The sequence below is a fragment of the Tsuneonella troitsensis genome (genome assembly GCF_001441535.1).
GTDB lineage: Bacteria > Pseudomonadota > Alphaproteobacteria > Sphingomonadales > Sphingomonadaceae > Tsuneonella > Tsuneonella troitsensis.
This window is the reverse complement of sequence record NZ_LMAU01000006.1, coordinates 139941-165573: the sequence shown is the minus strand read 5'-3', so window position 1 is coordinate 165573 and position 25633 is coordinate 139941. Positions and strand designations below refer to the sequence as shown.

Sequence of the window (25633 nt, the reverse complement as noted above, 5' to 3'; positions counted from 1 at the left end):
GGGTGGAAAGCTGACATTGAGCGGCACAGAAAGAGCGCGTAGCATCTGATCGGGCGCTTCCTGCTCTAGGAAAGAGCTGCGGTTGCACCACGGGGAATTACCGGTGCAACAAGCTCCGGAGTCAGTTGGGGAGATCGCGGCATGAGAATCCAGTCACTTAGCTTGGCGATTGCCACAGCCATGCTATACCTTCCGGTCACGAGTGCTGCATCCTCCGCACACCATGGTTCCGTGGGCGGACTCGACCATGTTCTCATCTGGTCTCGCAACATCGACCAGATCACGTCGGTCATGGCAGTGAAGCTGGGCTTTCAGGTGCGGCCGGGCGGTGATTTCGGCGACGGTGTCGCCAACCGGATTATCCCGTTTGCCGATAGGTCCTACTTAGAGTTGCTGTATTTCACGCGTCCCGAAGTCCAACTGACCGACGAGGTGCGGAAGCATTATGCAGCGACCGAGCGCGGCGCGATGTCAAACATGTTTGCGTTGGAAGCGAACGATGTCGACGGAGTGGAGCGCCAACTTGAGAGAGAGGGCTGGGACCTCGCCCCAAGCTCGCCGATGACTTACGATCCTGATGGCGATGGACCGCAGCCGCCACGCGAGAGCATGTGGAGGACGGTAGGGTTCAAATCACCGCCGTTGGCCGGAGCTGATCTGTTTTTCATAAAATATGCGCCGGGAGCATCGGCACCAGTCGATCAAGCTGACCAGATTGTTTTCAGACGACACCCGAACACGGCGCAACGAATCTCGGCAGTTTGGCTTCTCGACGCCAATGCCAAGGTCACAAGCGACCGGCTTTCTCGCATGGGCTTCAAGCGGACCGGAGAGGTCAGCCTGCCAGAGCAGGGCCTGCGCGGCTTACGTTTCGATTCAGGCGGCGAGACAATTCTCGCTCTCGAACCATTAGGCCCAGGTCCTGCCGCTGACGCCCTCAAGGAAAGAGGGCCTCACATTTACGGAATCAGCATTGCCGTAACCGACGTCGGCCAAGCTCGCCGAATTTCCGAATGGGGCTATGGCCGAGAGATGAAACGTTATCAGGGACTGCTAGGCGATTCCTTTGCGGCTCCGACGACCGCGGACTTCGGCTTTTTAGTGGAGTTTCACCAGCTGGCACCGCCTCGATAAGAACAGCATCCCGCCCGTCGCTGGCGGAGTCTGGCTAATGTCCGCAATGGGGTCGTTTGCTGACAGTCCGCTTTCAGGAAAACCTTGTAGACATTCGGACGGCGCGGAAATCACGCCAGCCTCTCACTTCCTTCCGAAAAGCTTCTCGACGTCTGCCATCGAGAGCTTCACCCACGTGGGCCGTCCGTGGTTGCACTGGCCCGAGCGCGGGGTCCGTTCCATCTCGCGCAGCAGCGCGTTCATTTCCGTCACCGAAAGCGTCCGCCCCGCGCGAACCGAGCCGTGGCAGGCCATCGTCGCGAGCACGAGGTCGAGTTTCTCGCCCAGCAGGAGCGCTTCGCCGTGGCGAGCAATGTCGTCGGCGATATCGCGGAGCAGCTTGGCCGGGTCCGCCTTCGCAAGCGCGTGCGGCAGGCTGCGCACCAGCATCGCCGCAGGACCGAAGCGTTCGATTGCAAGGCCGAGTTCGGCGAGCTTGTCGGCCGCGCCTTCCAGCCGGTCGCAATCGACTTCGTCCATCTCGACGACATCGGGGATCAGCAGCGCCTGCGGCCGGGCGGTCGCATCGCCCGCCCCGGCGGCGCGCAATCGTTCCAGTACCAGCCGCTCGTGCGCGGCGTGCTGATCGACGATGACGAGCCCATCCGCCGCCTCTGCCACAATATAGGTCTGCGCCACCTGTCCGCGTGCGACGCCGAGGGGATAGTCCTCGGCACTTTCGGGCAGCGCCTCGGCTTCCTCCGCCCTGCCCTGCGGGGCGGCAAGAACGTCCGCCTCGTGCGCGCGCCAGACTTGCGAGGCTTCGCGGACCGACGCCGAAGGCTTCGACCAGTCCCGTCCCGCGAAAATCGACGCGAGCGCGGGCGCAGGCCGTTCACCGGTCGGTTCGCGGGTCCAGCGGCCCATCGCGCCGGCATCGGGCGCCTGCGCGCTGCGCCGGTCGCCGGTGCCGAGCGCCTGCCGCAGCCCCGAGACGATGAAACCGCGCACTGCCGCCGCGTCGCGGAAACGCACCTCGGTCTTGGCCGGATGGACGTTGACGTCCACCTCTTCGGGGGGCAGCTCGAGGAACAGGGCAAGCACGGCGTGCCGGTCGCGCGCGAGCATGTCGGAATAGGCGCCGCGCACCGCGCCAACCAGAAGCCGGTCCTTGACCGGCCTGCCGTTGACGAAAAGATACTGGTGGTCCGCGACCCCGCGGTTGTAGGTCGGCAATCCGGCCACGCCGCCCAGCCGCATCGACCCGCCGGGCGTCGGACGCTCGATATCGATAGCCACCCCGTTGTCCTTCAGCTCGCGTGCGACGACTTGCGCGACGCGATCGGCCAGGTCCTGCCTCGGTTGTAGCGACAGGATCGTGCGTCCCGCATGATCGAGCGTGTAGCCGATCTCGGGACGCGCCATCGCCAGACGGCGCACTACGTCGAGGCACGCGGCATACTCGCTGCGAGCCGAGCGCAGGAACTTGCGGCGCGCGGGCACCTTCGCGAACAGATGCTCCACCCGCACCCGCGTGCCCGGCGGCAGCGCTGCGGGTCCTTCCTCGACCAGCACGCCGTGATCGACCACCCGGCGCCAACCCTGCGACGCGCCGCGCACACGGCTTTCCAGCGTGAACGTCGCGACGCTGGCGATGCTCGGCAGCGCCTCGCCTCGGAATCCGAGTGTGTCGACGAGCTCGATCGATTCGCCGGGCAACTTCGATGTCGCGTGCCGTTCCAGCGCGAGGGCCATGTCGTCCGGCGTCATGCCGCAGCCGTCGTCGGTCACCTCAATCCGGTCGAGACCGCCCTCGGCAAGCGTGATGGCGATCCGCGTGGCGCCCGCGTCGATCGCGTTTTCGACCAGTTCCTTGAGCGCGGCCGCCGGACGTTCGACCACTTCGCCCGCGGCAATGCGGTTGACGAGAGCTTCCGGCAGGCGACGAATTTCGGCCATCCGATGCGACTAGCGCCCAAGCGTCGTAATTTCGAGGCGATCCGATGAGATTGCCGGGGAAGGCGCGAGAATATTTTTGGCGTTTTCGAGCACGTTTCGATAAGGGACGCGCATCCCCCGTCACATCCGGGTCGCGATCGCCTCAGGTTTCCGAGGCAACGGCCTGAAACATCAACGGAACGCGCAAACCCAATGGGCTTTTTCTCGAACCTCCTGAAATTCGGCTCGCAGAACATGGCGATCGACCTCGGCACAGCCAACACGCTGGTCTACGTCGAGGGTCAGGGCATCGTCCTCAACGAACCCTCGGTCGTCGCGATCGAAACGCTTAACGGCATCAAGCGGGTCAAGGCCGTGGGCGACGATGCCAAGATGATGATGGGCAAGACGCCCGACAGCATCGAGGCGATCCGCCCGCTGCGCGACGGCGTGATTGCCGACATCGAGATCGCCGAGGAGATGATCAAGCACTTCATCCGCAAGGTGCACGGCAAGAAGAGCCTGCTGCGCTATCCTGAAATCGTGATCTGCGTTCCCTCGGGCTCCACATCGGTCGAGCGTCGCGCGATCCGCGATGCGGCTTCGAACGCGGGTGCCAGCCAGGTCTATCTCATCCTCGAGCCGATGGCGGCGGCTATCGGAGCCGACATGCCCGTGACCGAACCGGTCGGCAGCATGGTCGTCGACATAGGCGGCGGCACGACCGAAGTCGCGGTGCTCTCGCTGCGCGGTCTCGCCTACACCACCTCGGTCCGCACCGGCGGCGACAAGATGGACGAAGCGATCGTCAGCTACGTTCGCCGACACCACAACCTGCTGATCGGCGAAGCGACTGCGGAGCGGATCAAGAAGGATTACGGCATCGCCCGCGCGCCCGAGGACGGCATCGGCAAGATCATCACGATCAAGGGTCGTGACCTCGTGAACGGCGTGCCCAAGGAAATCCAGATCAACCAGGGCCACATCGCCGAAGCACTGAGCGAACCGATCGGCGCCATCGTCGAGGGCGTGCGCATCGCGCTCGAGAACACCGCCCCGGAACTGGCCGCCGACATCGTCGATCAGGGTATCGTGCTCACCGGTGGCGGCGCGCTGATCCAGGGTCTCGACGAGCATCTGCGCGAGGAAACCGGCCTTCCCGTTTCCATCGCGGAAGATCCGCTTTCGTGTGTGGCGATCGGCACCGGCCGCGCCATGGAAGATCCGATCTATCGCGGCGTTTTGATGACCGCCTGAAGGGTTTATTGAGATGGCGCCGAATTCCTCACGGCGCTCCGGGCATTCGCGCAGGGCGCAATACGGACAGTTCACGGGCTACGTGCTCGCTGCGGTCGGCGCTGCGCTGGGCGCAGTGCTGCTCGGCGTATCCCTGTGGCGACCGGATACCTTTGCGGGCCTGCGGAGCACCGCCACCGACGCAGTGGCTCCGGTTGGCGGCGCGAGCGCCGTCGCGCGGACCGAAAGCCAGGGGCTGTTCGATTCGATTTCGGGATATCTGGCCGCGGGAGCGCAAAACGCCGCGCTGCGCAAAGAAGTCGAACTCGCCCGCATTCGCCTGAAAGAGGCCGAGGCCGTCAAGACCGAGAACGCGCGACTGAAGTCGCTCATGGGGTTCAGCGAATCGGAAACGAAGCCCGTCGCGGTGGCGAGGCTGATCGGTTCGACGGCTTCGAGCACGCGGCGTTTCGCCTACCTGGGCGCGGGCCGCGACCAGGGCGTGGGCGTGGGAATGCCGGTGCGCAGTCCGCGCGGCATCGTGGGGCGCGTTCTGGAAGTAGGCAACGACAGCTCGCGCGTGCTCCTTCTGGCCGATACCGAAAGCGTGATCCCCGTACGTCGGTCGAAGGACGAAGTGGTCGCCTTCGCCGAAGGTCGGGGCGACGGGAAGCTTCGCATCCGCCTGATCAACCTTGGCATCAATCCCCTGAAGAAGGGCGACGTCTTCGTTACCAGCGGTGCCGGCGGGTACTACCGTCCGGGGATCGCTGTCGCCATTGTCCAGGAGGTCACGAACGATGGCGCCATCGCGGCCGTCATCAGCGACCCGGCGGCGACGGACTTCGTCTCGGTCGAACCGATCTGGCAGCCGCGCGCCGTCGAAGCGGCACAGACCCCTGTCGACGAAGTGGTCGGCGAATGATCGCGGAGCTTTCGAACAAGGCGCGCAGCGACCGCTACGGTTCGAAGATCAATCGCACGCACTCGCCGGTACGGGCCTATCTCGTCCCGTGGCTTTCGATCGTACTCGGATCGCTTGTCGCCCTGTTGCCAGTCGCAAGCGCCGTGCCCCTTGTGCCGCCGCTCGGCTTCCTCATGCTGCTGTCCTGGCGGCTCGTCCGCCCAGGCCTCTTCCCCGTCTGGGCGGGTTTCCCGCTCGGCCTGGTCGACGACATGTTCAGCGGCCAGCCATTCGGCAGCGCCATAATGCTATGGTCCGCCACCATGATCGCGATCGAAATCCTAGAAACCCGGTTCCCATGGCGCGGGTTCTTTCAGGACTGGGCAGTGTCGGGCCTGCTGGCGACCGGGTACCTGATGATCGCGGCGCTCTTCTCCGGAGGAAAGCTGGGACTGACGATGTTCGCGGTCCTCGTTCCGCAGGTCGTTCTCACCCTGGCGCTCATTCCAATTCTGTCCCGATTCGTCTCGGGGCTGGACCGGTTCCGGCTCGCTCGCGTCAGAGGCCTCGACTGATGGGCCTCCGCCGCCGCCGTGCGCGTCGCGCTCGGCCGATCGTCAGTCCGGCAACATTGGGCGCCAGCTTCGAGCGGCGCAGTTTCGTCATCGGCGCGGTCCAGGGCGGTATCGGGCTGCTGCTCGCCGGGCGAATGGCGTATCTGTCGATTTTCGAGAACGAAAAGTATCGCACCGAGGCCGAGAGCAACCGGGTCAACCTGTCGCTTATACCGCCGCGCCGCGGATGGATCCTCGATCGTAACGGTGCCCCCCTCGCCTCCAACAAGGCGGACTTTCGCGTCGACATCATTCCGGACCGGATGCCCGATCCCAAGCGGGAGATCGCCACGCTCGCGCCGATACTTGGCCTCACTCCCGAGAAAGTCCGCGACCTGCACGACAAGATAGAGTCGGCGCGCGGCTTCCAGCCGATCGAGGTTGCGAGCGGGCTCAATTACGATCAATTCGCCGCCGTCAGCGTGCGACTACCGGACCTGCCGGGCGTCGTCCCGCAGCGCGGCTTCTCGCGCTTTTATCCGACAGGACCTTCAGTCGGCCATCTGATCGGCTTCGTCGGCCCCGCCAACGCGGAGGAATACGAAAAGGATCGCAATCCCATCCTGATCACGCCGGGATACAAGATCGGCAAGGACGGGGTCGAAAAGCAGTTCGAGCAGCGCCTGCGCGGCATTCCGGGCGCCCGGCGGGTGGAAGTCACCGCATCGGGCCGGATGGTGCGCGACCTCGCCACGCGAGAGGACGTTCAAGGCAAGCCGCTGCAGCTGACCATAGACGGACCGCTGCAGGACTATGCCGCGCGCCGGATCGGAACGGAATCGGGTTCGGTCGTGGTGATGGATTGCCGCACCGGCGATTTGTTGTGCATGGCATCGATGCCCAGCTTCGATCCGAACAGCTTTTCCGACGGTATCGGCCGCGTCGAATACTCGATGCTCAGCCAGGACGAGCGCGTGCCGCTGCGCAACAAGGTGCTGAAGGGACTTTATCCCCCCGGTTCGACGGTGAAGCCGATGGTCGCGATGGCGTTTCTCGAGGCGGGGCTAAGCCCGACCGCAACCGTCGGCTGCCCCGGCGGCCTGCGCGTGGGCAACCGCGTGTTCCATTGCTGGCAGCGGCGCGGCCACGGCACCGTGGACATGGCCAAGGCCATTTACCAGTCGTGCGACGTCTATTTCTATCACTTCGCCCAGCAGCTCGGGATGGACGTGATCGCGCCCATGGCGAAGCGTTGCGGCATGGGTGAGGAATACCCCCTGCCCGTCCTGAGCCAGTTTTACGGCACGGTGCCGGATCCCGCTTGGAAAATGAAGAAATACGGGCAGCCGTGGCAACCTTACGACACCGTCAACGCGACGATCGGCCAAGGGTACATGCTGGCGAACCCGCTGCAGCTTGCGGTCATGGCCGGGCGCTTGGCCACCGGCCGCAAGTTGCTGCCGCGCATGATCCTCGACCCGAGCCTGCCCCAGCCGCCATCGATGGATTTCCATGGCAATCACGTCGAGGTCATCCAGAAGGCGATGAGCGACGTGGTCAACGGGCCAGGTACCGCAGGCCGCGCCAAGCTGCCGATCGACGACGTGCTGATGGCCGGCAAGACCGGGACGGCTCAGGTCGTGGGGCTCAACATCTCGTCCGGCAAGGGCGGCATCTGGAAGCATCGCGACCACGGGCTGTTCATCTTCTTCGCGCCGTTCGACAATCCGCGTTACGCCGGAGCGGTGGTGATCGAGCACGGCGGCGGATCAGGCGCGGCCTATCCGATCGCCCGCGACGTCACGACGTTCCTGTTCGACCCTGCCAAGGGCATGGAAGCGCTCAACGCTCTCGAGAAACAGTGGGGCGGCACCGCACAGCAGCGGCTGGAGTCACGCTATGCCTCGTTCGTGGCTGCGGCAGGCGAGAACATCGGTCGCGCGCCCCGCCGGGTCGAGGACGTGTTTGCCCGTGTCGACGCCGAATCGCGCGCCCTGCAATCGAAACCCCAGCCGCTGGAGACGGGCGCAGTCGCCCCGCCGCCGGAACCGATCGGGACTAACGCGTCCGCTTCGCCGACACCGTCTCCCTCGCCCACCCCGGTTCGGTCGACCACGGGGACGGCCGCGCAATGAGCTCGATCATCCCCGCGCCGATCGCACGCCAGCCGTGGGCCATGCTCGCGCCGCTGATCGCCTTGGTGCTGCTCGGGGCCGCTGTGCTCGATTCTGCCGCAGCAGGGAACTTCACGACCTTTGCGATGTCACACCTGATCCGCTTCGCCGTCTTCCTGACGATGGCGAGCGTGATGGCGCTGTTCGCCAAAGATATAGTGCGGATGGTGGCCTACCCGGGTTATGCCGTCATCGTCGTCCTGCTCATCATCGTCGAAGCACTGGGTTTTGTCGGTGGCGGTGCACAGCGCTGGATCGACCTGGGGATCATCGTCCTTCAGCCGTCAGAACTGATGAAACCGGCGGTGGTTCTGGCCCTCGCACGGTTTTACGGCGACCTCCCCTCCGGCATGATCCCGACATGGCGCTCGCTCTTTCCGGCGGGCGTGATCATCGGCGTGCCGATGGCCCTCGTGCTCGCCCAGCCCGATCTGGGCACGGCGCTGGCGATCGGGTTCGGCGGCGCGGTGGTCATGTTCCTCGCAGGTCTTCCGCTAAAGTGGTTTGCCGGCGGAGCAGTCGCTGCCGCGGTCATTGCCCCGCTCGCGTTCTTCTTCGGACTGCACGATTACCAGCAACGCCGCGTTTTCACCTTTCTCGACCCTGAAAGCGATCCGCTGGGCAGCGGTTACCACATCACGCAATCGAAGATCGCGATCGGTTCGGGCGGCGTTACCGGCAAGGGTTTCGGCGAAGGTTCGCAGAGCCATCTCAATTACCTGCCGGAACCGCACACCGATTTCGTCTTCGCGACGATGGCCGAGGAATGGGGCCTGCTGGGCGGGATCTTCGTGCTCGGAGTGTTCTTCCTGATCCTGCGCTGGGGCTGGTCCGTCGCGCTCGCTTCGCAGGACCGCTTTTCCCGGCTCCTCTCCGGCGGCATGGTGGCGACGATCTTCTTCTACGTCGCGATCAATCTGATGATGGTCATGGGCCTGGCGCCGGTCGTGGGTATCCCGCTGCCCTTCATGAGCCACGGCGGAAGCTCGATGATGACCAACATGATCTGCCTGGGCACGCTGATGATGATCAATCGCTGGAACAGCAAGGCGGGCCGGCGCGGCCTGGGCTGACGCGCTCGCATTGGCACTTGGCATCCGCGAAAGGGGCGCTATATGCGCCTCTCCCGACGATTCGGGGCACCGCGAACGGCGCCCCAAGCTGACGGTACGGACGCATAGCTCAGTTGGTAGAGCAGCTGACTCTTAATCAGCGGGTCCTAGGTTCGAGCCCTAGTGCGTCCACCATCATCCCTATATATTCGGCTACAAATCCGGTGGTCTAGCAATCACTGCCGCGGATGGTTTGTCTTAGGGGATGCAGCCCTTTGGCGGGTTCTTGCCGGTGCATTTCGGCACCTGGGTTCCGCCGCCGCCCCCACCACCGCCACTGCCCGAGCCTCCGCTTCCGCCTTGGCCGTTCCCGTTGTTCCCGCTGCCGCCCGATGTATCGCCACCGGACGTTCCACCCCCCGACGTACCGCCTCCTGAGGTGTCGCCGCCACCCGATGTGCCGCCGCCGGAGGTATCACCACCACCCGATGTGCCGCCACCCGAGGAGTCCCCGCCGGTCCCCGATCCGCCCGATCCCGCATCGTTGCCGGTCGATCCGCCGCCAGTGCCGCCACCTGAGCTCGAGTCGCCGGACGATCCGCCAGTTCCGGCTCCACCTGATCCACTGGAACCTCCCGCATTGGTGAGGGAGACTTCATTCGCGGTGTTGCCGATTGCGGCGGTGATGTTGTTGCCAAGGGCGAAGGCTGCACCGCCGAGACCAACACCGACCAGGGCGATGATGAGCGCATACTCGGCAGCGGATGCACCGCTCTCGTCTGTCAGGAAACGTCGCATCGTCCGGTGAACTCTCTATGGAAGTTTCAGGATGCGACCGCGCCAGTTTGCTGTACGCCCGGGAATACTAACCCGGCTAACGATCTTCGGCAACTCCCTTAACCTTCAATGCGGATCCGGGGTGGGAAGCGCTGGAAAGTTGCGAACACAGGCATCCAGCATCCGCGCGATCGCTTCTGCGTCCGCACCGATCGCGCCGTTCGGCAGAGCGCGCATCTTATCGGGGTCGGGAAATGTCCCGTAGCCGGCGAACAGCGCGTGCCAGCTCATCGGCGAATAGGGCGGTTCCGTATAGCTTTCTGCGTTCGCGACCGCGATGTCGGCCTGGGTGAACCAGGCGTTGATCATGCCCTTCAGCTCGTCCGACAGGTTGGGGTTGGTGCGGTTCGCTGTCCAATATGGCGTGTCGGTCCGCTGGCTCATACGGTAATGCGCTACGATATAGTCCCTGATGCCGTCGTATCGCGCTGCCGCACCGGCGTTGAACCGATCGCGATGTTCGCCGGTAGATCCCCCTCGCTCGAACGCACGCACGAACTCCAGCGCGGTCGAGATGACGATGTGGAGCGCGGTGGCTTCCAGCGGCTCGATGAACCCTTGCGACAGCCCGGCGGCAAGGCAGTTGCGGTGCCACGAGTGCTCCATCCGGCCCACGCGCATCTTCAGGAACCGCGCGTCCGCCGAGCTTCCGCACGCCGCGCGCAATTCCGCTTCGGCCGCTTCGTCCGAGATATGCTTGCTCGAATAGACATAGCCGTTCCCGACGCGGGTCGTGAGCGGGATCGACCAGCGCCACCCCGCCGACATGGCGACCGCGTCAGTCTGCGGACGGTACGGAGCGGAATGCGGCGTCGGCATCACCACCGCCCGGTCGTTGAACAGGTTCTCCTCGAACGGGATGAACCGGCCGCCGAGCGCGCGTTGGGCGATGACCGCGGCGAACCCCGAACAGTCGACGAAAACGTCGCCCTCGATCCGCTCGTCGCCTTCGCACATCAGTGCAGCGACGTCGCCAGCACCATCGAGCGCGACCTCGGCCACCTTCGCCGCCTTGTGGACGACCCCGCGCGGCACCGCCCAATCGCGCAGGAATGCGCCGAGCTTGTAGGCATCGAAGTGATAGCCATAACTCGGCCCGAACGGAAAATCGGGTCCCGGAATGGGGCTTTTCCTTCCGTCGGCCAAACGCGCCGCAAGGAACCAGTCGTCGGGCAACGCAGGGACCTCGAACCCGCGGCGGGCAAGCGCGCAGTTGGCCACGAAGTCGGGTTCGGTGTGCAGGTCGACCGGGCCGGGAAACGGATGGAAGTAGCTTTCGAAGCCGGGGCGCTCGCTCCACCCCGTGAACCGGATACCGAGTTTGTAGGTCGCGTCGCAGGCCGTCATGAACGCGGCCTCGTCGATCCCGAGGTGATCGAGCAACGCCTTCAATTGCGGCGTCGACCCTTCGCCCACGCCGATAATGCCGATCTCGGGACTTTCGACCAGCGTGACGGAGCCGCCGCGATGGCCCCACTCCTTGTGGATGAGGCACGCCGTGATCCACCCCGCGCTGCCGCCGCCCAGGACGACGACGCGGGGCGGAACGGCCTTGTCGCTCATTTCCCGGGCTGGAGGCGCACCGCCGCACCGCCGCCGGGTGCGAGCCACAGGGTCAGGCTGTCGCCCTTCTTCACTGTGCGCCTGTCATAGGCGATGCGATGACGGGCCTCGGTCTCGTAAGTAGCGCCCTCGCCATCCTTCCAGATCGTCGCGGCATAGCTCTTGCCCTCGTCGAGGAAGTCGAACGTGACTGTAACCTCTCGCGCCGTCGCGTCGTTGATCCCGCCCACGTACCAGTCTTCGCTTACACGATCCTTGCGGGCGAAGATCGCGTAATCGCCCACTTCACCTGCGATCAGGCGGCTTTCGGCCCAGTCCGCAGGCACCGCCTTGATGAATTCCAGTTCGCGAGGGTGCGCGGCCAGACTTTCGATGAAGTCGGCCGCCATCTGGATCGGCGAATAGATTGCGAGATATAGGCCGAGCTGCTTGGCGACGGTCGATGCCATCGGCACGCCGTTGCCGCCGGTCACGCTCAGCACGCCGGGTGTGTAATCCATCGGTCCGGACAGCATGCGCGTGTAGACGAGCGTCGGTTCGTGCTCCGGTCCGTTGTTGAACGGAGCCCAGGCGTTGTATTCCTGCCCCCGCGCCCCTTCGCGGGCGACCCAGTTGGGATAGGTGCGCCGAAGCCCGGTGTCCTTCACCGGCTCGTGCGGATTGACCGCGACACGGTTCTTCGCCGCTTCCTCGACCACGCGCAGGTGATGCTGAACCTGCCGCTGCCCATCGTGCCATTCCATGACCTGGGTGTCGCACGGCAGCGCGATATCCGCGTTGCACGAAATGATTCCGCCCGCGTCGGCGACGTAGCCGGTCTTCACGACATCGACGCCCAGATCGCCGTAAAGCTTCATCGCATCGTTGAGCTGCCGTTCGTAGACGTCGATGTTTCCGCCGGTCTCGTGATGCCCGATCAGGCGCACGTTCTTCTTGCGAGCGTAGTCGGTAACGGCCTTCAGGTCGAAATCGGGGTAGGACTGCGTGAAGCTGTAGTCCCGGCCGTTGCCGAACCAGTTGCCGTCCCACCCGACGTTCCAGCCCTCGACCAGAACGCCGCGAAACCCGTGCCTGGCGGCAAAGTCGATGTACTCCCTGGTGCGGGCGGTGGTCGCGCCGTGCTGGGGACCTTGCGCCCAGCTCCACTTGCCGCTGATCATGCCCCACCAGATGCCGATGTATTTGGCCGGCTTGAACCAGCTCACATCGCCCAGCTTGTTCGGCTCGTTGAGGTTGAGCTCGAGATCGCTCTGGACGAGCCCTGCTGCGCCATCCGCGATGCGGATCGAGCGCCAGGGGGTGTTGAAGGCTCCGGTTCGAACGACCTTCGCGCCCCGGCTCGAGGGCGAGAGATGCGTACGAAAGCGCTGCCCGGTCAGCCGCTGGAGCCACATGCCCGAATAGTCGACGAGGGCGGCCTCGTGGAACGCCATGTGCGTGCCGTCGTCCAGCCGCACGGTCATCGGGGTGTGCGCCATCGACACGGCATCGATCGGCGTTTGCTGGTAGATCTGCTCGTAGCGGTTCCAGTCGCCTGCCTGGATCCACCACGTCGTGCCCTTGGGCACGATGACGAATTCGGTCAGTTCTTCGGCGATCCGAGTCTCGGGCTTTGTGGCGCGGCCGGGAAACTCGGAGCGGAAGCCAACCCCGTCGTCGAACACGCGGAAGCGAACGGTCAAGCGGCGCGGATCGGGGCGGGTTTCGACGAAGGTGACCGCCAGTTCGTTGTGACGGTCGCGCACGAAGCGACGCTCGCCCCAGGGCTGCTCCCACCGCGTGTCCGCCGCTCCGCGCGCGATGCTCTCGATCTTGAGTCCGCGCCGCAAGGGATCTTCGTCGGTGAAGTTGAAGGCGATCTGCGAGCGGGCGATCAACGGCTTGCCGGCGCGCGTAACCTCGTAGAACGGTACGCCCTCGCCATCGGCATCGAGCGTGACGACGATCCGCCCATCGGGCGATGCCACCGTCTCGGCATGAAGGGCCACGGTCGGCAGCGCCAGCGAGCCGCAGATCGCCAGCGCGGTCACGAGGAATGTCCGTCCGCTCATCGTGCGAGCACCAATGCGCCGAATGGCGGAAGCATTCCCGACGTTGCACCGTTGATCGCGGCAAGCACCTCGCCTGCGCCCTGTTGCTCGTTCAATTCGATCGTCTCCCTGCCGAAATTTGCCACGACCCGAACCCGGTCAACCGAGGCTTCGCGATCCAGAATTAGAAGGTCCCCGTCCGCCTTGCAGGCCGTTACCGCGCCATAGCGAAGCGCCGGGCGGCTGTTGCGCAGTGCGAGCATGGCGCGGGTGTGGTGCAGCAGCGATTGCGAATCGGCCTCCTGCGCGTCGACCGCCCGCAAGGCGTTGGCCTCGCCGATGGGCAGCCACGCGCTATGGCTTCCGAAACCGTGATCGTGCGCTTCCATGATCCAGGGCATCGGCGTCCGGGCGCCGTCGCGGCTGAGGGTCAGCGGCCAGTTCGCGATCGCCTCGGGATCGTGAAGCTGCTCGAAGGGGATTTCGACCTGCTCGAGGCCGAGTTCCTCGCCCTGGTAGAGGATCACGTTGCCCCTGAGCGCGACGAGCAGGGTCGTTTTCATCCGCGCGCCGGCGGAGCGGTCCTCCTCGTTCCACCAGCGGCTCGCGGCACGGGGCGCGTCGTGGTTTTCGAACGCCCAGCTCGGCCAGCCGGTACCCGGCTCGTCGGGCCACTGCGCCAGCGCACCGCAGACGAGCTGCGGGGTCAACCGGTCGGCGTAGAGGAAGTTGAACCCGTAAGCGGAATGAAGGTGGGTATCGCCGTGGGTGAACGACTTCATCTCCGCTTCGGCCTCATCTCCGCCGACTTCGGCGACGGTGAACGTCGCGCCGAACGAATCCGTCAGCGCGCGTATCCGTTCGATGAAACGCGGAATGTCGGGGTGCGACTGGTTGTACTTCTTGATCTGGAAGTCGAACGGTCGCGTGCGCGGGCGGTCGGTCGCCGGCGCGGGCGGATTGTCGCGCAATTGCGGATCGTGCATCGCGAAATTGAGCGCGTCGATACGGAACCCGTCGACCCCGCGCTCCAGCCAGAACCGCATCACACCCAGCACCGCATCCTGGACCTGCCTGTTATGCAGGTTGAGCTGCGGCTGGCTCGACAGGAAATTGTGCAGGTAATACTGGCCGCGCCGCGCGTCCCATGTCCATGCCGGCCCTCCGAAGACCGACTGCCAGTTGGACGGCGGCGATCCATCCGGCTTGGCATCGGCCCAGACATACCAGTCCGATCTGGCATTGTGCTTGTCCTGGCGGCTTTCGGCAAACCACGGATGTTCGTCGGACGTGTGCGAATAGACCTGGTCGATCAGGACCCGCAGCCCCAGCCCATGCGCACGGGCGACGAGCGCGTCGAAATCGGCGAGGTTCCCGAATATGGGATCGACATCGCAGTAGTCCGCCACGTCGTAGCCGAAATCCTTCATCGGCGAGGCGAAGAAGGGGCTGACCCAGATCGCATCCACGCCCAGCGACGCGACATGGTCGAGGCGCATTGCGATTCCGCGCAGGTCACCGATCCCGTCACCGTTGGAATCCATGAAGCTGCGCGGATAGATCTGATAGATCGTCGCGCCCTTCCACCATGGCTGGTCGTCGGCCGACGCGCGTGCAGTCTGCGGCCGGGATTCGGCCAGGCTCACCGCGCGGTCTCCGAGACACGGCAGACCGCCCAGCCGAAGGAGGGCACCGTGAATGCCGCACTGCCGGGTGCGGTCACCTTGGCGGGACACGTGCCCGCCAGCGTCTCGAAGGCGCGAGCGTCGTAGCCCAGCGTCACGTTGACACGCTTTTCCGCTGCGGCGGTATTGAACACCAGCAGGTATTCTGCGCCGTTCGCCGGATCGAAGCGGCTGGCCGCGAACACCCCGGCCTCCTGCTCATAGTGCCGAACGACCTGGCGCCCCTTGCGCAGTGCTGCATGGCCTTTGCGAAGTGCAGCGAATTCGGCGACCAGCCGGTATATCGGATGCGTCTGGTCGAAGTTCGCCTGCGCCGTCGTCGCGTCCGTGCCGATCAGGTCGTTGTCGTTGTAAACCGCGGTCTTCGACGGGAACAGGTCCTCGCGGGCAAGCTGATCGCCGCCGTCCCCGACGAAGCCCTGCTCATCCCCGTAATAGACGACCGGCGCGCCGCGCAGCGTCATCATCATGGCGTGGCCCAGCTTGACGCGGGCCAGCAGCTCGTCCTGCCCGATCTCGGGCTTGTCGGCCTTCAGCAACCAGGCAAAGCGCCCCATGTCGTGGTTGCCGAGGAATGTCGGCAGGTTGAGCGCGGCCTCCTCGCCGCCTTCGTACAGCACGTCGCCGTCGAACATGTGCGCCAGCACGACCGTGCCCTTGTCGCGCCCCAGCAGCTCGCGCATCGCCGCCTGGAACGCGAAGTCGAGCACCGCCGGCAGTTTGTCGCGCCGGGTGTATTCCGCGATGTATCCGTTCTGCGGCACGTCCTTGTAGACTTCGCCGAACATAGTGAAGTTCGGGATGCCCCGCGCTTTGGCCCGATCCAGCATGGCGGGCACGAACTCCTGCCAGAAACCGGGGTCTACGTGCCGTGCAGTGTCGATTCTAAAGCCGTCGATGCCGAAATCATCGATCCAGGCACCGTAGATATTCATCATTCCCTGCCGAACCCGGGGATGTTCGGTGAACAGATCATCGAGGCCGGAGAAGTCGCCGAACCGGCTGTCCTCACCCGTGAACGAGCTGTTGCCGCGGTTGTGGTAGTAGATCGGATCGTTCAGCCAGGCCGGAACCTTGACGTCCTTCTCTCCTGCGGGGACCACCGGAACATAGGCGTACGCCGGGTCGACCAGCTTCGCGAAATTGGCCTCGCTCGAATCCTCGTCGCCGGCGAAACCCGGATTGATCGCGGGTCCATCGGCCCTGCCGCGCGTCGAATAGGGATAGTCGCCCTTGCTGCGATACTCGTAGTTGGTCGCGTCTCCATCCGCATACCGGATGACATCGGCGGTGTGGTTCGTGATGATGTCCATGTAGACTTTCATCCCGCGTGCATGCGCCGCATCGACGAAGGCCTTGAACTCCGCGCGCGTTCCGAAGTGCGGATCGGGCTGGGTGAAGTCGGTCACCCAGTAGCCGTGATAACCCGCGCTTTCGTCTCCACTGGGTCCCTGGACCGGCTTGTTCTTGAAGATCGGCGCGAACCAGATCGCGGTCACGCCCATGCCTTCGAGGTAATCGAGCTTGCCAGTCAGCCCCTTGAGGTCGCCGCCGTGGAAGAACCCCTTGGCGGTGGGATCGAATCCGGTCGCAAGCCGATCGCCCGTCAGCCCTCCCCGGTCGTTGGTTGTGTCGCCATTGGCAAACCGATCGGGCAGGACGAAGTAGACGACCTCCTCTGCCGGGGCGCGCAGACGGAATTCGGCCACCGGTGATGGGGACGCAGACTGGACCTCGTCCTGGGCAACCGCGCAACCGGGCAGCGCGGCGAGGACCGCCATCGCGGGAACAAGCCGCCGCATCATGCCGCAGCACTCGGAGACTGGCCGACGAGCGACTGTACGACGTCGATATGCCTGGGCATCTGGCGAACTTCCGCGACGAGACTTGTTTCGATTTCGTCCAGCTTTCTCTTCAAGTCGGCGAGAGGCATGGCTTCAGCGAGCGGATTATGGCTGCGAGCCGCCACTTCCTGTCCCGCGAAGACCTGGAACCAACCCACCTCGGTAAACAGCTCTTCGTGCTCGCGGTGAAGGTGACCGGCTCCGCGCCATTGGTCCAGCTTGACCGCGAGGCTGTCTGGCAGCTCATTATTGCGGCAATAATCCCATAGCGTTTCGCCCTGCCGATCGTTCGCGTGGTAATGCAGCACGATGAAATCGCGCACGCGGGTCCATTCGAAATCGGCCTGCGTGTTGAACCAGTCGACCATCGCCGGGTCGGGAACCCCTTTCGGCAACACCGCGAGAAAACGGCTGATCGCGCTCTGGATCAGGTGGATACTCGTTGATTCGAGCGGCTCCATGAAACCGGCGGCCAGGCCGATTGCCAGGCAATTGCGGTTCCAGTGCTTGCGGCGCTTGCCGGAGGTGAAGCGCAGCGGTCGGGGATCGCCGAGCGGCACGCCGTCAAGATTGGCGAGCAACGCATCGGCCGCTTCATCATCGGACCAGTGGGCGCTGGAATAGACCATGCCGTTGCCGATCCGATGCTGCAGCGGGATGCGCCACTGCCAGCCGCCCTTGCGGGCGCTCGATCGGGTATAGGGAGTAAAGTCGCCACCGCTTTCGCACGGAACCGCCAGCGCCCGGTCGCAGGGTAGAAAGCGGGTCCAGTCGTCGTAACCAGTTTCCAGCGCGCCCTCGATCAGCAGCCCGCGAAAACCGGTGCAATCGATGAAGAAATCGCCCTCAATCCGACGGTCGCCGTCGAGCAGAACCGCGACGATGTCGCCGCTCTCGCCGTCACGCTCGACTCGTTCGATGTTGCCTTCGTGCCGCACCACGCGATTGCCCTCGGCAATGCGCCGCAGGTAACCAGCATAGAGCCCCGCATCGAAGTGATAGGCGTACGGCATCTCGGGCGTTTCGGGCACTCTGCGCCCAATCCGCATCCGCATCCGCATCGTGCGGGCCGCCAGTTCGTTGAGCGAATAGCGTTGCAGCGGTTTGGCCAACCCTTCGGACTTCGCCCGCAACCAAAGCTGGTGGAACGGCATCAGCCCTGCCCCGCGCCCGATCGCGCCAAATGCGTGCATGTAGCTGTCGCCGTCGCGCGTCCAGCCGGCGAATTCGATGCCCAGCTTGAAGGTCGCGCGAGTCTCGCGGACGAATTCCGCCTCGTCGATACCGAGCGCGGAATTGAAGAGATGAATTTGCGGAATGGTCGCTTCGCCGACGCCGACGGTGCCGATCGCGTCGCTTTCGACGAGCGTGATCGAGAGGTGCGGGGCAAAGCGCGATAGCGCGGCCGCGGCCATCCAGCCGGCGGTTCCCCCGCCGACGATCACGATGGTCTCAAACCTGTCAGTCGGCACGGATGCGCTCCCCCGCTCGTCGGTCGTCCGGGCGCCGCCGGGGCCAGCCTGGCCCGCGCGCGGCGACGTTACAAGGTTTGGCAGGATCGCGGCGGCCGATATTCAGGTCGAACACCGGCCGCGCTTTCCCCATTCGTCAGAACTTGTACGTGAAACCGGCCAGGAACCGGCGACCGTAGATCTGGTAGTCGATCACTTGGTTGCGGTTCGCGCCCACCGAGGCGAACCGTTCGTCGGTGAGGTTCTGTCCCTGCAGGTAGAGCGACAGGCCCTCGAGCGCGCTGCCCGGCTGGAAATCGTAGCCGATCTGCGCGTCGATGATCGTCTCGGCGAGCGCGGTCCGGCGCGTCGGCGAACCGCCGAAGCCGGTGAAGTCGCCGAGGAAGGTCGACCGGTAGCGCGCGCTGGCGCGGGCGCTGAAGCCGTACTTCTCGAAGTACGCGGTGCCGTTCACGACCCACTTCGAATAGCCGGGGATCTGCGTCTCGTTGCCGTTTGCATCCTCGACATTGGTCTTGGTGTAGCCCGCGCCGCCGGTGATGCCGAACCCTTCGAGCGCGCTGCTGAAGGTCGAGAACGGCAGGGTAACCGCCAGTTCGCCGCCGTAAAGATCGCCGCCGCCGGTGTTGACCGGAGCGTCGAGCGTGCCGATCGCCGGCAGGTTCGGGTAGGCCGCCGCACCGGTCGGGGTCGGGAAGCCCGAATAATCGAACGGGATGCGTCCGTTGAAGATGTAGTTTTTGATGTCCTTGTAGAACAACTGGAGCGCGACGACGCCGCCGGTGCCGAAGTACTGCTCGACGTTGAAGTCGACCGCGTTGGCCCGGTAGGGGCGCAGGTACGGGTTGCCGCCGCCGCCGCGGATCAGGCCGCCGGGCACCGAGGCATCGATGCCGTAGCCGATCGACAGGCGCATGTCGTCGAGGCGGGGACGCATGATCTCGCGCGCCGCGGCGAAGCGCAGCACGGTGTTGCTGGGCAGGCGCAGCGACAGGTTGAGGCTGGGCAGGACGTCCCAGTAATCGTCGCCGAGCGTGCGAAGCAGCGGACCGGCCGCCGGGAATACGAACCCGGTGGACTTCTGTTCGGTGTTGATCGCCTGGACGCCGATGTTGCCGGTGAGGTCGGCAGCGCCGAGCTGCGCCTCGATGTTCGCCTGGAGGTAGGCGGTCAGCAGGTCCTCGTTGACGGTGTAGCCCTTGCCCAGAACGTCGTTCGCGGCATTGGGGCCGGTTGTCACCCGCGGCTCCAGCACCAGCACGCCGCCCGCGATGAGGTCGCGCGCATCGTAGCTGAGGATGGGGCCGAGCCCGAGGTAGCCCAGGTTCGTCGAGCGCAGCTGGTACTGCGACGGAAGCGCCACCTGCGTCGCGGTGCCCGGCAGGCGGATGAAAGCCTCGTCCGGGGTCAGCGTCTTCTCGCGGCGGGTGTAGTTCATGCCCACCTGCACGCTCGAGAGGAAGCCGCCGTTGAGCTCCTTCTCGATCTCGGTGCGGAACTGCCACAGCTCGTCGTTGATGATGCGGTTGTTCGAATAGCCGGCCTGCGGCACGGCGCCGCCGCCCCAACCGAGCGGGTCGGTGAGAAAGATGCGGCTGGGATCGCTGTAGTCGAGCGAGGGGCTGAACACGGTTCCGGTCGAGCCCGACTGGAAGCCGATCGTGGCGGCCGCGCCGTTGCCGGTGTCGTCGCCATTGAAGCCGGTGCCGGCGTAGCTTTCCAGGCTCAGTTCGTTGCGATCGGTGCGCGAATAGCCGACGTCAAAGAACGCATGCCAGCCGTCGTCCCCGTCGTAATCGACGTTGAAGCCGCCCGAATACTGGTCCGCCTTGCGCTGGAAGATGTCGTTGCGCACGACGCCGCGCACGTTGCCGAACGTGCCCGCCGTCGCGAAACCGTCCTCGACCGTCGTGATCGACGTGGTGGTGCCGAATGCACCGAAGCCGAGCGGCAGTTCGATGCCGCGCTTCGACTGGTCGTCGTTGAAGTTCGAATAGAACCCGTCGAGCGTCAGCCGCATGTTCGGGGTGGCCTGGTACTGAACCGTCCCGTTGACGCCGAGGCGCTTGAGCTGGGTCGAGGTGACGTAGGACTTCGACCCGCCGATCACGCTCGGGCTGGCCGCCGAACCGTCGCCGGCGTAACCCCAGGCGTTGAATTCCTGCAACTGATAGGGCTCGTCGACATAAGACGCGGCGAGCGAGACGCCGAGGGTGTCGTCGGCAAACTGGTCGACGTAAGTCGCATTAACGCGGTAGCCCAGGTCCTTCGATCCGGCGTTGAGCTTGCCGAGATCGGCGTAAGAGCCGCGCGCGCCGACCGCCAGGATGCGCTTGCCCGTCTCGAGCGGACGGATCGTGCGGATGTCGATCGTGCCGACGAGGCCCTGACCGACGAGCGAGGCGCTTGGCGACTTGTAGACGACGACCTGGTTGACGATTTCCGCCGGGTACTGGTCAAGCTCGACCGAGCGGTTATCGCTGGTGGTCGTCTGTTCGCGGCCGTTGAGGGTCGTCTGCGAGAAGTCCGGGCCGAAACCGCGGATGGCGATCACGTTGGCGCGGCCGTTGAGGCGCTGCGAGGTGAGACCGGGAAGACGGGCGATCGATTCGCCGATCGAGGCGTCGGGCAGCTTGCCGATATCTTCGGCGTTCACCGCCTCGACGATCTGTTCCGCGCCCTTCTTCGTGTTCACCGCGTTTGCGAGGCTGGCGCCGTAGCCGGTGACGACGATCTGGTTCGGATCGGCTTCCTGGTCGGCCGGCGCGGTATCTTCGGCAGTGGTGGTCGCGTTGGGATCGGTATTGGTGCTGGCACCGGTCGTGCTCTGGGCGAACGCCGCCGGGGCGAAACCGCCGACCAGCGCGAATGCCAGAGCCGTTCCGCTGACGCCGCGGATGATGGTGGTGCGAAGTGTCACGATCGATCTCTCCCCTCGGGGCGCCGTCAAAGCGCCGCTCTCGCCGGTCCCATACGGGCGCGAAGGGCCTGTCCGGAAGCCGGTATACGTATGCTTGTGCAGTGCAGCATCACCGCTGTGGCCGATTTGCGACACCCGCGGTCCCACCTTTCGCACCGGCTTCCCATTCGCGTGCGCGCGTCATAAGTTTCGCTCCGATCAGGGAGTAGAGATGGGCCGCTTACCCACCGGGAGGCCGACAAGCTTCGATATTGCCTATCTGGCGGGTGTTTCCCAGCCGACCGTCAGCCGTGCGTTGCGCGGGGATCGCTCGGTCAGCCCGGCGACTCGCGAGCGGATCGAGACCATCGCTCGCGAACTCAATTATACGGTCGACAAGAACGCCAGTTCGCTCCGCTCACAACGCTCGAACACCATTGCGCTGCTATTCTTCGAGGACCCGACTCCCGACGAGAGCATGATCAATCCGTTCTTCCTCGCAATGCTCGGCTCGATTACCCGCGCGGCGGCGAATCGCGGACTCGACCTGCTCATCTCGTTCCAGAGGCTCGAGGACGACTGGCACGTTCAGTACCAGGATTCTCACCGCGCCGACGGGCTGATCCTGCTCGGCTATGGCGACTGGACGATATACCAGCAGCGCCTCGAGCAGCTCCGCCGGCAGGGCACCCACTTCGCGCGGTGGGGTTCTGTTTCGTCCGACGCAAGTGGCGGAACGATCGGTTCGGACAACGTCGAAGCCGGACGCATCGCCGGCGCGCATCTGATCGAGCGAGGTCGCAGACGCATCGCTTTTCTGGGCCATGCGGACAGCCATTATCCCGAGTTCGCGAGCCGCTATGACGGGCTTTGCGCCGCTATGCGCGCGGCCGGGCTGTCTCCCGATCCCGCCCTCCAGCACAATGCGCTCACGAGCGAGGAAGCGGGCTATGCCGCCGCTGAAGCTCTGATCGCCGGAGGGGCGCATTTCGACGCGATCTTTGCCGCATCGGACCTGATCGCGATCGGCGCGATGCGCGCGCTTTCTCAGGCGGGTCGATCGGTCCCGGCCGACGTCGCGGTAATCGGTTTCGACGATATTCCCGCAGCAAGCTTCACGCGACCGCCGCTCACGACGATCATGCAGGACATGCGCGGGGCCGGCGAGCGACTGGTGGACACCTTGCTTGCCGACATTGCCGGGACTCCGCGTCCCGATCCCCGTCTCCCGACCAAGCTGGTCATTCGCGAAAGCACGGCGACGCGCTGAGGCCACCGCATTCGCCCAACACATTCGTATGTGTGTTGCGGCAATTCGCCATTTGCGCCAGCCCGTTGCGCAAGAGGGCGGCCCGATCCGCCCCGTCAACGGGAAGGATTTTCGCGCGATGGAAAAGCCGCGCCAAGGCTTTGCGGGCCTTTGGAACATCAGCTTCGGCTTCTTCGGGATCCAGATCGGATTCGCGCTGCAGAACGGCAACATGAGCCGGGTCTTCCAGACGCTTGGGGCCAGCATGGACGATCTGCCGGCGCTGTGGGTCGCCGCCCCGCTGACCGGATTGCTCGTTCAGCCGATCATCGGACACATGAGCGACAGGACGTGGAATCGTCTGGGTCGGCGGCGCCCGTACTTCTTGGCCGGCGCCATCCTCTCCGCACTTGCACTCTTCGCGATGCCGCTGGCGCCCACGCTTGCCGCCCCGCTGGTATTCGCCGCGGCGATGCTGTGGGTGCTGGACGCGAGCCTCAACGTATCGATGGAGCCGTTTCGCGCATTCGTCGGCGACATGCTGCGAACCGACCAGCATTCCGCCGGATACGCGGTCCAGACCGCTTTCATCGGCGCAGGCGCAGTGGTCGGGTCGATCTTTCCGTATCTACTCGAGGCTCTCGGCGTCTCGAACATAGCGCCCGAGGGACGTTTGCCCGACACCGTCAAATGGAGCTTCTGGGCCGGGGGACTGGCGCTGTTTGCTGCAGTGCTCTGGACCGTACTGACCACGAAGGAATACAGTCCGGAAGAGCAAGCCGCCTTCGCCGGCCATCCCCAAGAGGAAGCGGTGCATCCCGTCCGCGCTCTGGCGGCGCGGACCTATCTATCTTGCCTCGCATGGGCTGCGGTGGGTGCCGCGGTCGCGCTCGCGGTCGGCGTATTCGGGCTCGAGAAGGAGGTGTATCTCCTCGGCGGCCTGCTCGCGGGATACGGCGTGCTGAGCGCAATAGCGATCTCGCTCGCCAAGCAAGGCCGGACGAACGGGATGCTGGCCCAGATCGTCGGCGACTTCGCCGGAATGCCCGAAGTCATGAAGCGTCTCGCGCTGGTCCAGTTCTTCAGCTGGAGCGCACTTTTCATCATGTGGATCAACACCACGCCGGTCGTGACGCAATATGTGTACGGCAGCACCGACACCGCCAGCGCGGCCTACAACGAAGGGGCCAACTGGGTGAACGTGCTGTTCACCGTCTACAACGGGGTTGCTGCGATCGCAGCACTCGCCCTCCTCCCATGGCTGGCCCGGCGAGTGGGCCAGGTCCGGACGCATTCGATCTGTCTGACGCTGGGCGCGATCGGGTTCGCGATGTTCTTCTTCGTGCGCGATCCGCAGGTTCTGCTGCTGGCCGAAGTCGGAATCGGCATCGCCTGGGCCAGCATCCTTGCGATGCCCTACGCCATCCTCGCCAGCAATCTGCCGCAGGCCAAACTCGGCATCTACATGGGCCTGTTCAACGTCTTCATCGTCGTGCCGCAACTGCTGGTCGCAACCGCGATGGGCACGATCATGAAGGCGCTGTTCCCGGGCGAGCCGATCTGGACGATGCTGTTCGCCGCTGCAAGCTGGCTCGTCGCCGCGCTCGCCATGGGCCGCGTTGCCGCCGCCATTCCCAACAGGAGCTAATTCGATGAAGCGCATTCTCCTCGCCGCCGCTGCGGCGCTTGCCGTCGGCACTGCCGGCTGGGCCATGACCGGCACCGTCGAGGAACCGGCCGAGGACGCCTGGCAGCCCGCGGAGTATTCGACCGTCGAGAGCCCCGCCTGGGCCAAGGATGCCGTCCTCTACCAGATCAATACCCGCCAGTTCACGAAAGAGGGCACTTTCGCAGCCGCGCAAAAGGAACTGCCGCGCCTGAAGGAACTGGGCGTCGACGTGCTGTGGCTGATGCCGATCCATCCGATTGGCGCGGAGAACCGCAAGGGCACGTTGGGAAGTCCCTATTCGGTAAAGGACTATTACGACGTGAACCCCGAATTCGGCACCAAGGCCGAATTCAAGGCGTTCGTCGAGGCCGCCCACGCGCAAGGCTTCAAGGTCATCCTCGACTGGGTCGCCAACCACACGGCTTGGGACAACCAGCTCGCGAAGCAGCACCCCGATTGGTACGAAAAGGATTGGCAGGGCAATTTCCGCCCCACGCCCTGGTGGGACTGGTCGGACGTGATCGATCTCGACTGGTCGAAACCGGGCGTGCGCCAGCACGTGGGCGAGGCGATGGAAATGTGGGTTCGCGACTACGATGTCGATGGATTCCGTGCCGACGTTGCGGGTTATGTTCCGCTAGACTTCTGGGAAACGGAACGGGCGCGCCTCGACGCGATCAAACCGGTCTTCATGCTCGCCGAATGGAAATCGAGCGAGATGACCCGCAAGGCGTTCGACGCGGTCTATGCCTGGGAATGGCACACGACCGTAAAGAACATCGCGCAGGGCAAAGGCGATGCAACATCGCTTTACGGCTACTACGCGGAGAACGAGAGTGCATGGCCGCGCCGGGCGATGCGGCTGACCTATATCGAAAACCACGACAGCAACGCGTGGGAAGGAACCCAGTACGAGAATTTCGGCGATGCTCTGCCGGCTTTCGTCGCGCTATCCTTTGCCGGTGAGGGGCTGCCTATGGTCCACAACGGTCAAGAGGCCTGCAATGCCAAGCGGCTTGAGTTCTTCGAAAAGGACCCCATCGACTGGTCGAAGCTGCAAGGCTGCGACGTCGGCAGCCTGATCAAGGACCTCATCGCATTCCGCCGAGGCAATCCCGTGCTGTCGAACGGGGCATGGGGCGCGCGGATGAGTGCGGTTCTTTCGGACAAGCCCAAGCAGCTCTTCTCATGGGTGCGCGAGGACAAGGGAAACAAGGTCGTCGGCCTGTTCAACCTGTCTGCGCAGCCGGTAACTGCGCGGCTGACCGATGCCCACGCAGCCGGAACTTACAGAGAATTCAGGACCGGAACTTCGATAACGCTGAAGGCAGGGGACGAAGTTTCGCTTCCGGCATGGGGTTTCCGGCTGCTCGCGAGAAACGGCGCTGCCTCCGCCGACTAACGAAGGATGTCG

17 protein-coding genes and 1 tRNA gene are annotated in these 25633 nt (G+C 64.7%); 10 read left to right on the top strand and 8 right to left on the bottom strand.

What is annotated here, in order from left to right:
* Positions 1 to 180 precede the first annotated feature (180 nt).
* The gene (locus tag AR323_RS13300; protein WP_057882603.1) at positions 181 to 1134 is read left to right on the top strand and encodes a VOC family protein; all 954 of its coding nucleotides are present in this window, start codon (positions 181 to 183) and stop codon (positions 1132 to 1134) included.
* Positions 1135 to 1257: 123 nt separating this feature from the next.
* Here AR323_RS13300 and mutL read toward each other — a convergent pair whose 3' ends face one another.
* Positions 1258 to 3072, bottom strand: a complete 1815-nt coding sequence (mutL, locus tag AR323_RS13295; protein ID WP_057884453.1) for a DNA mismatch repair endonuclease MutL — start codon at positions 3070 to 3072, stop codon at positions 1258 to 1260.
* 192 nt (positions 3073 to 3264) lie between these two features.
* On the opposite strand from mutL, the gene AR323_RS13290 reads away from it, so the two are divergent.
* From AR323_RS13290 to AR323_RS13265, 6 genes are all read left to right on the top strand, one after another.
* Positions 3265 to 4308: a rod shape-determining protein gene (locus tag AR323_RS13290; protein ID WP_057884452.1), complete on the top strand. Its 1044-nt coding sequence runs from the start codon at positions 3265 to 3267 to the stop codon at positions 4306 to 4308.
* A gap of 13 nt (positions 4309 to 4321) precedes the next feature.
* The gene (gene mreC, locus AR323_RS13285) at positions 4322 to 5212 is read left to right on the top strand and encodes a rod shape-determining protein MreC (protein ID WP_057884451.1); all 891 of its coding nucleotides are present in this window, start codon (positions 4322 to 4324) and stop codon (positions 5210 to 5212) included.
* Positions 5209 to 5766 (top strand): rod shape-determining protein MreD, encoded by a 558-nt coding sequence (mreD, locus tag AR323_RS13280; protein ID WP_057884450.1) that lies wholly within the window; start codon positions 5209 to 5211, stop codon positions 5764 to 5766. Before mreC ends, mreD begins: the two co-directional genes overlap by 4 nt.
* Positions 5766 to 7880 carry a penicillin-binding protein 2 gene (gene mrdA, locus AR323_RS13275; protein ID WP_057884449.1) on the top strand — a complete coding sequence of 705 codons (2115 nt, stop codon included), beginning with the start codon at positions 5766 to 5768 and terminating at the stop codon, positions 7878 to 7880. Before mreD ends, mrdA begins: the two co-directional genes overlap by 1 nt.
* The gene (gene rodA / locus AR323_RS13270; protein WP_057884448.1) at positions 7877 to 8992 is read left to right on the top strand and encodes a rod shape-determining protein RodA; all 1116 of its coding nucleotides are present in this window, start codon (positions 7877 to 7879) and stop codon (positions 8990 to 8992) included. Before mrdA ends, rodA begins: the two co-directional genes overlap by 4 nt.
* Before the next feature lie 98 nt (positions 8993 to 9090).
* Positions 9091 to 9166: transfer RNA gene (locus AR323_RS13265), tRNA-Lys, on the top strand.
* Between the two features lie 63 nt (positions 9167 to 9229).
* Here the strand turns inward: AR323_RS13265 and AR323_RS15185 are convergent.
* From AR323_RS15185 to AR323_RS13235, 7 genes are all read right to left on the bottom strand, one after another.
* Entirely contained in the window at positions 9230 to 9769 is a 540-nt protein-coding gene (locus AR323_RS15185) for a Flp family type IVb pilin (protein ID WP_235510635.1), read from the bottom strand.
* Between the two features lie 105 nt (positions 9770 to 9874).
* Positions 9875 to 11371 carry a tryptophan halogenase family protein gene (locus AR323_RS13260; RefSeq protein WP_057884447.1) on the bottom strand — a complete coding sequence of 499 codons (1497 nt, stop codon included), beginning with the start codon at positions 11369 to 11371 and terminating at the stop codon, positions 9875 to 9877.
* The gene (locus AR323_RS13255; RefSeq protein ID WP_057884446.1) at positions 11368 to 13422 is read right to left on the bottom strand and encodes a glycoside hydrolase family 97 protein; all 2055 of its coding nucleotides are present in this window, start codon (positions 13420 to 13422) and stop codon (positions 11368 to 11370) included. The genes AR323_RS13260 and AR323_RS13255 overlap by 4 nt, the downstream gene beginning before the upstream one ends.
* On the bottom strand, positions 13419 to 15047 hold the full coding sequence (locus AR323_RS13250; protein WP_235510633.1) for an alpha-amylase family glycosyl hydrolase: 1629 nt from the start codon (positions 15045 to 15047) through the stop codon (positions 13419 to 13421). The genes AR323_RS13255 and AR323_RS13250 overlap by 4 nt, the downstream gene beginning before the upstream one ends.
* Positions 15044 to 16891 carry an alpha-amylase family glycosyl hydrolase gene (locus tag AR323_RS13245; protein ID WP_083495438.1) on the bottom strand — a complete coding sequence of 616 codons (1848 nt, stop codon included), beginning with the start codon at positions 16889 to 16891 and terminating at the stop codon, positions 15044 to 15046. The genes AR323_RS13250 and AR323_RS13245 overlap by 4 nt, the downstream gene beginning before the upstream one ends.
* Complete coding sequence (locus AR323_RS13240; RefSeq protein ID WP_057884476.1) at positions 16888 to 18345, bottom strand: tryptophan halogenase family protein; 1458 nt, start codon at positions 18343 to 18345, stop codon at positions 16888 to 16890. Before AR323_RS13240 ends, AR323_RS13245 begins: the two co-directional genes overlap by 4 nt.
* A gap of 193 nt (positions 18346 to 18538) precedes the next feature.
* Positions 18539 to 21322 (bottom strand): TonB-dependent receptor, encoded by a 2784-nt coding sequence (locus AR323_RS13235; protein WP_057884445.1) that lies wholly within the window; start codon positions 21320 to 21322, stop codon positions 18539 to 18541.
* Positions 21323 to 21533: 211 nt separating this feature from the next.
* Here AR323_RS13235 and AR323_RS13230 point away from each other — a divergent pair, with 211 nt between their 5' ends.
* From AR323_RS13230 to AR323_RS13220, 3 genes are all read left to right on the top strand, one after another.
* A complete protein-coding gene (locus AR323_RS13230) occupies positions 21534 to 22571 on the top strand; it encodes a LacI family DNA-binding transcriptional regulator (protein WP_057884444.1) in 1038 nt (345 codons plus the stop codon).
* 118 nt (positions 22572 to 22689) lie between these two features.
* On the top strand, positions 22690 to 24198 hold the full coding sequence (locus AR323_RS13225; protein ID WP_057884475.1) for an MFS transporter: 1509 nt from the start codon (positions 22690 to 22692) through the stop codon (positions 24196 to 24198).
* Between the two features lie 4 nt (positions 24199 to 24202).
* Positions 24203 to 25621, top strand: coding sequence for an alpha-amylase family glycosyl hydrolase (locus tag AR323_RS13220; RefSeq protein WP_057884443.1), 1419 nt, complete (start codon positions 24203 to 24205; stop codon positions 25619 to 25621).
* Positions 25622 to 25633 lie beyond the last annotated feature (12 nt).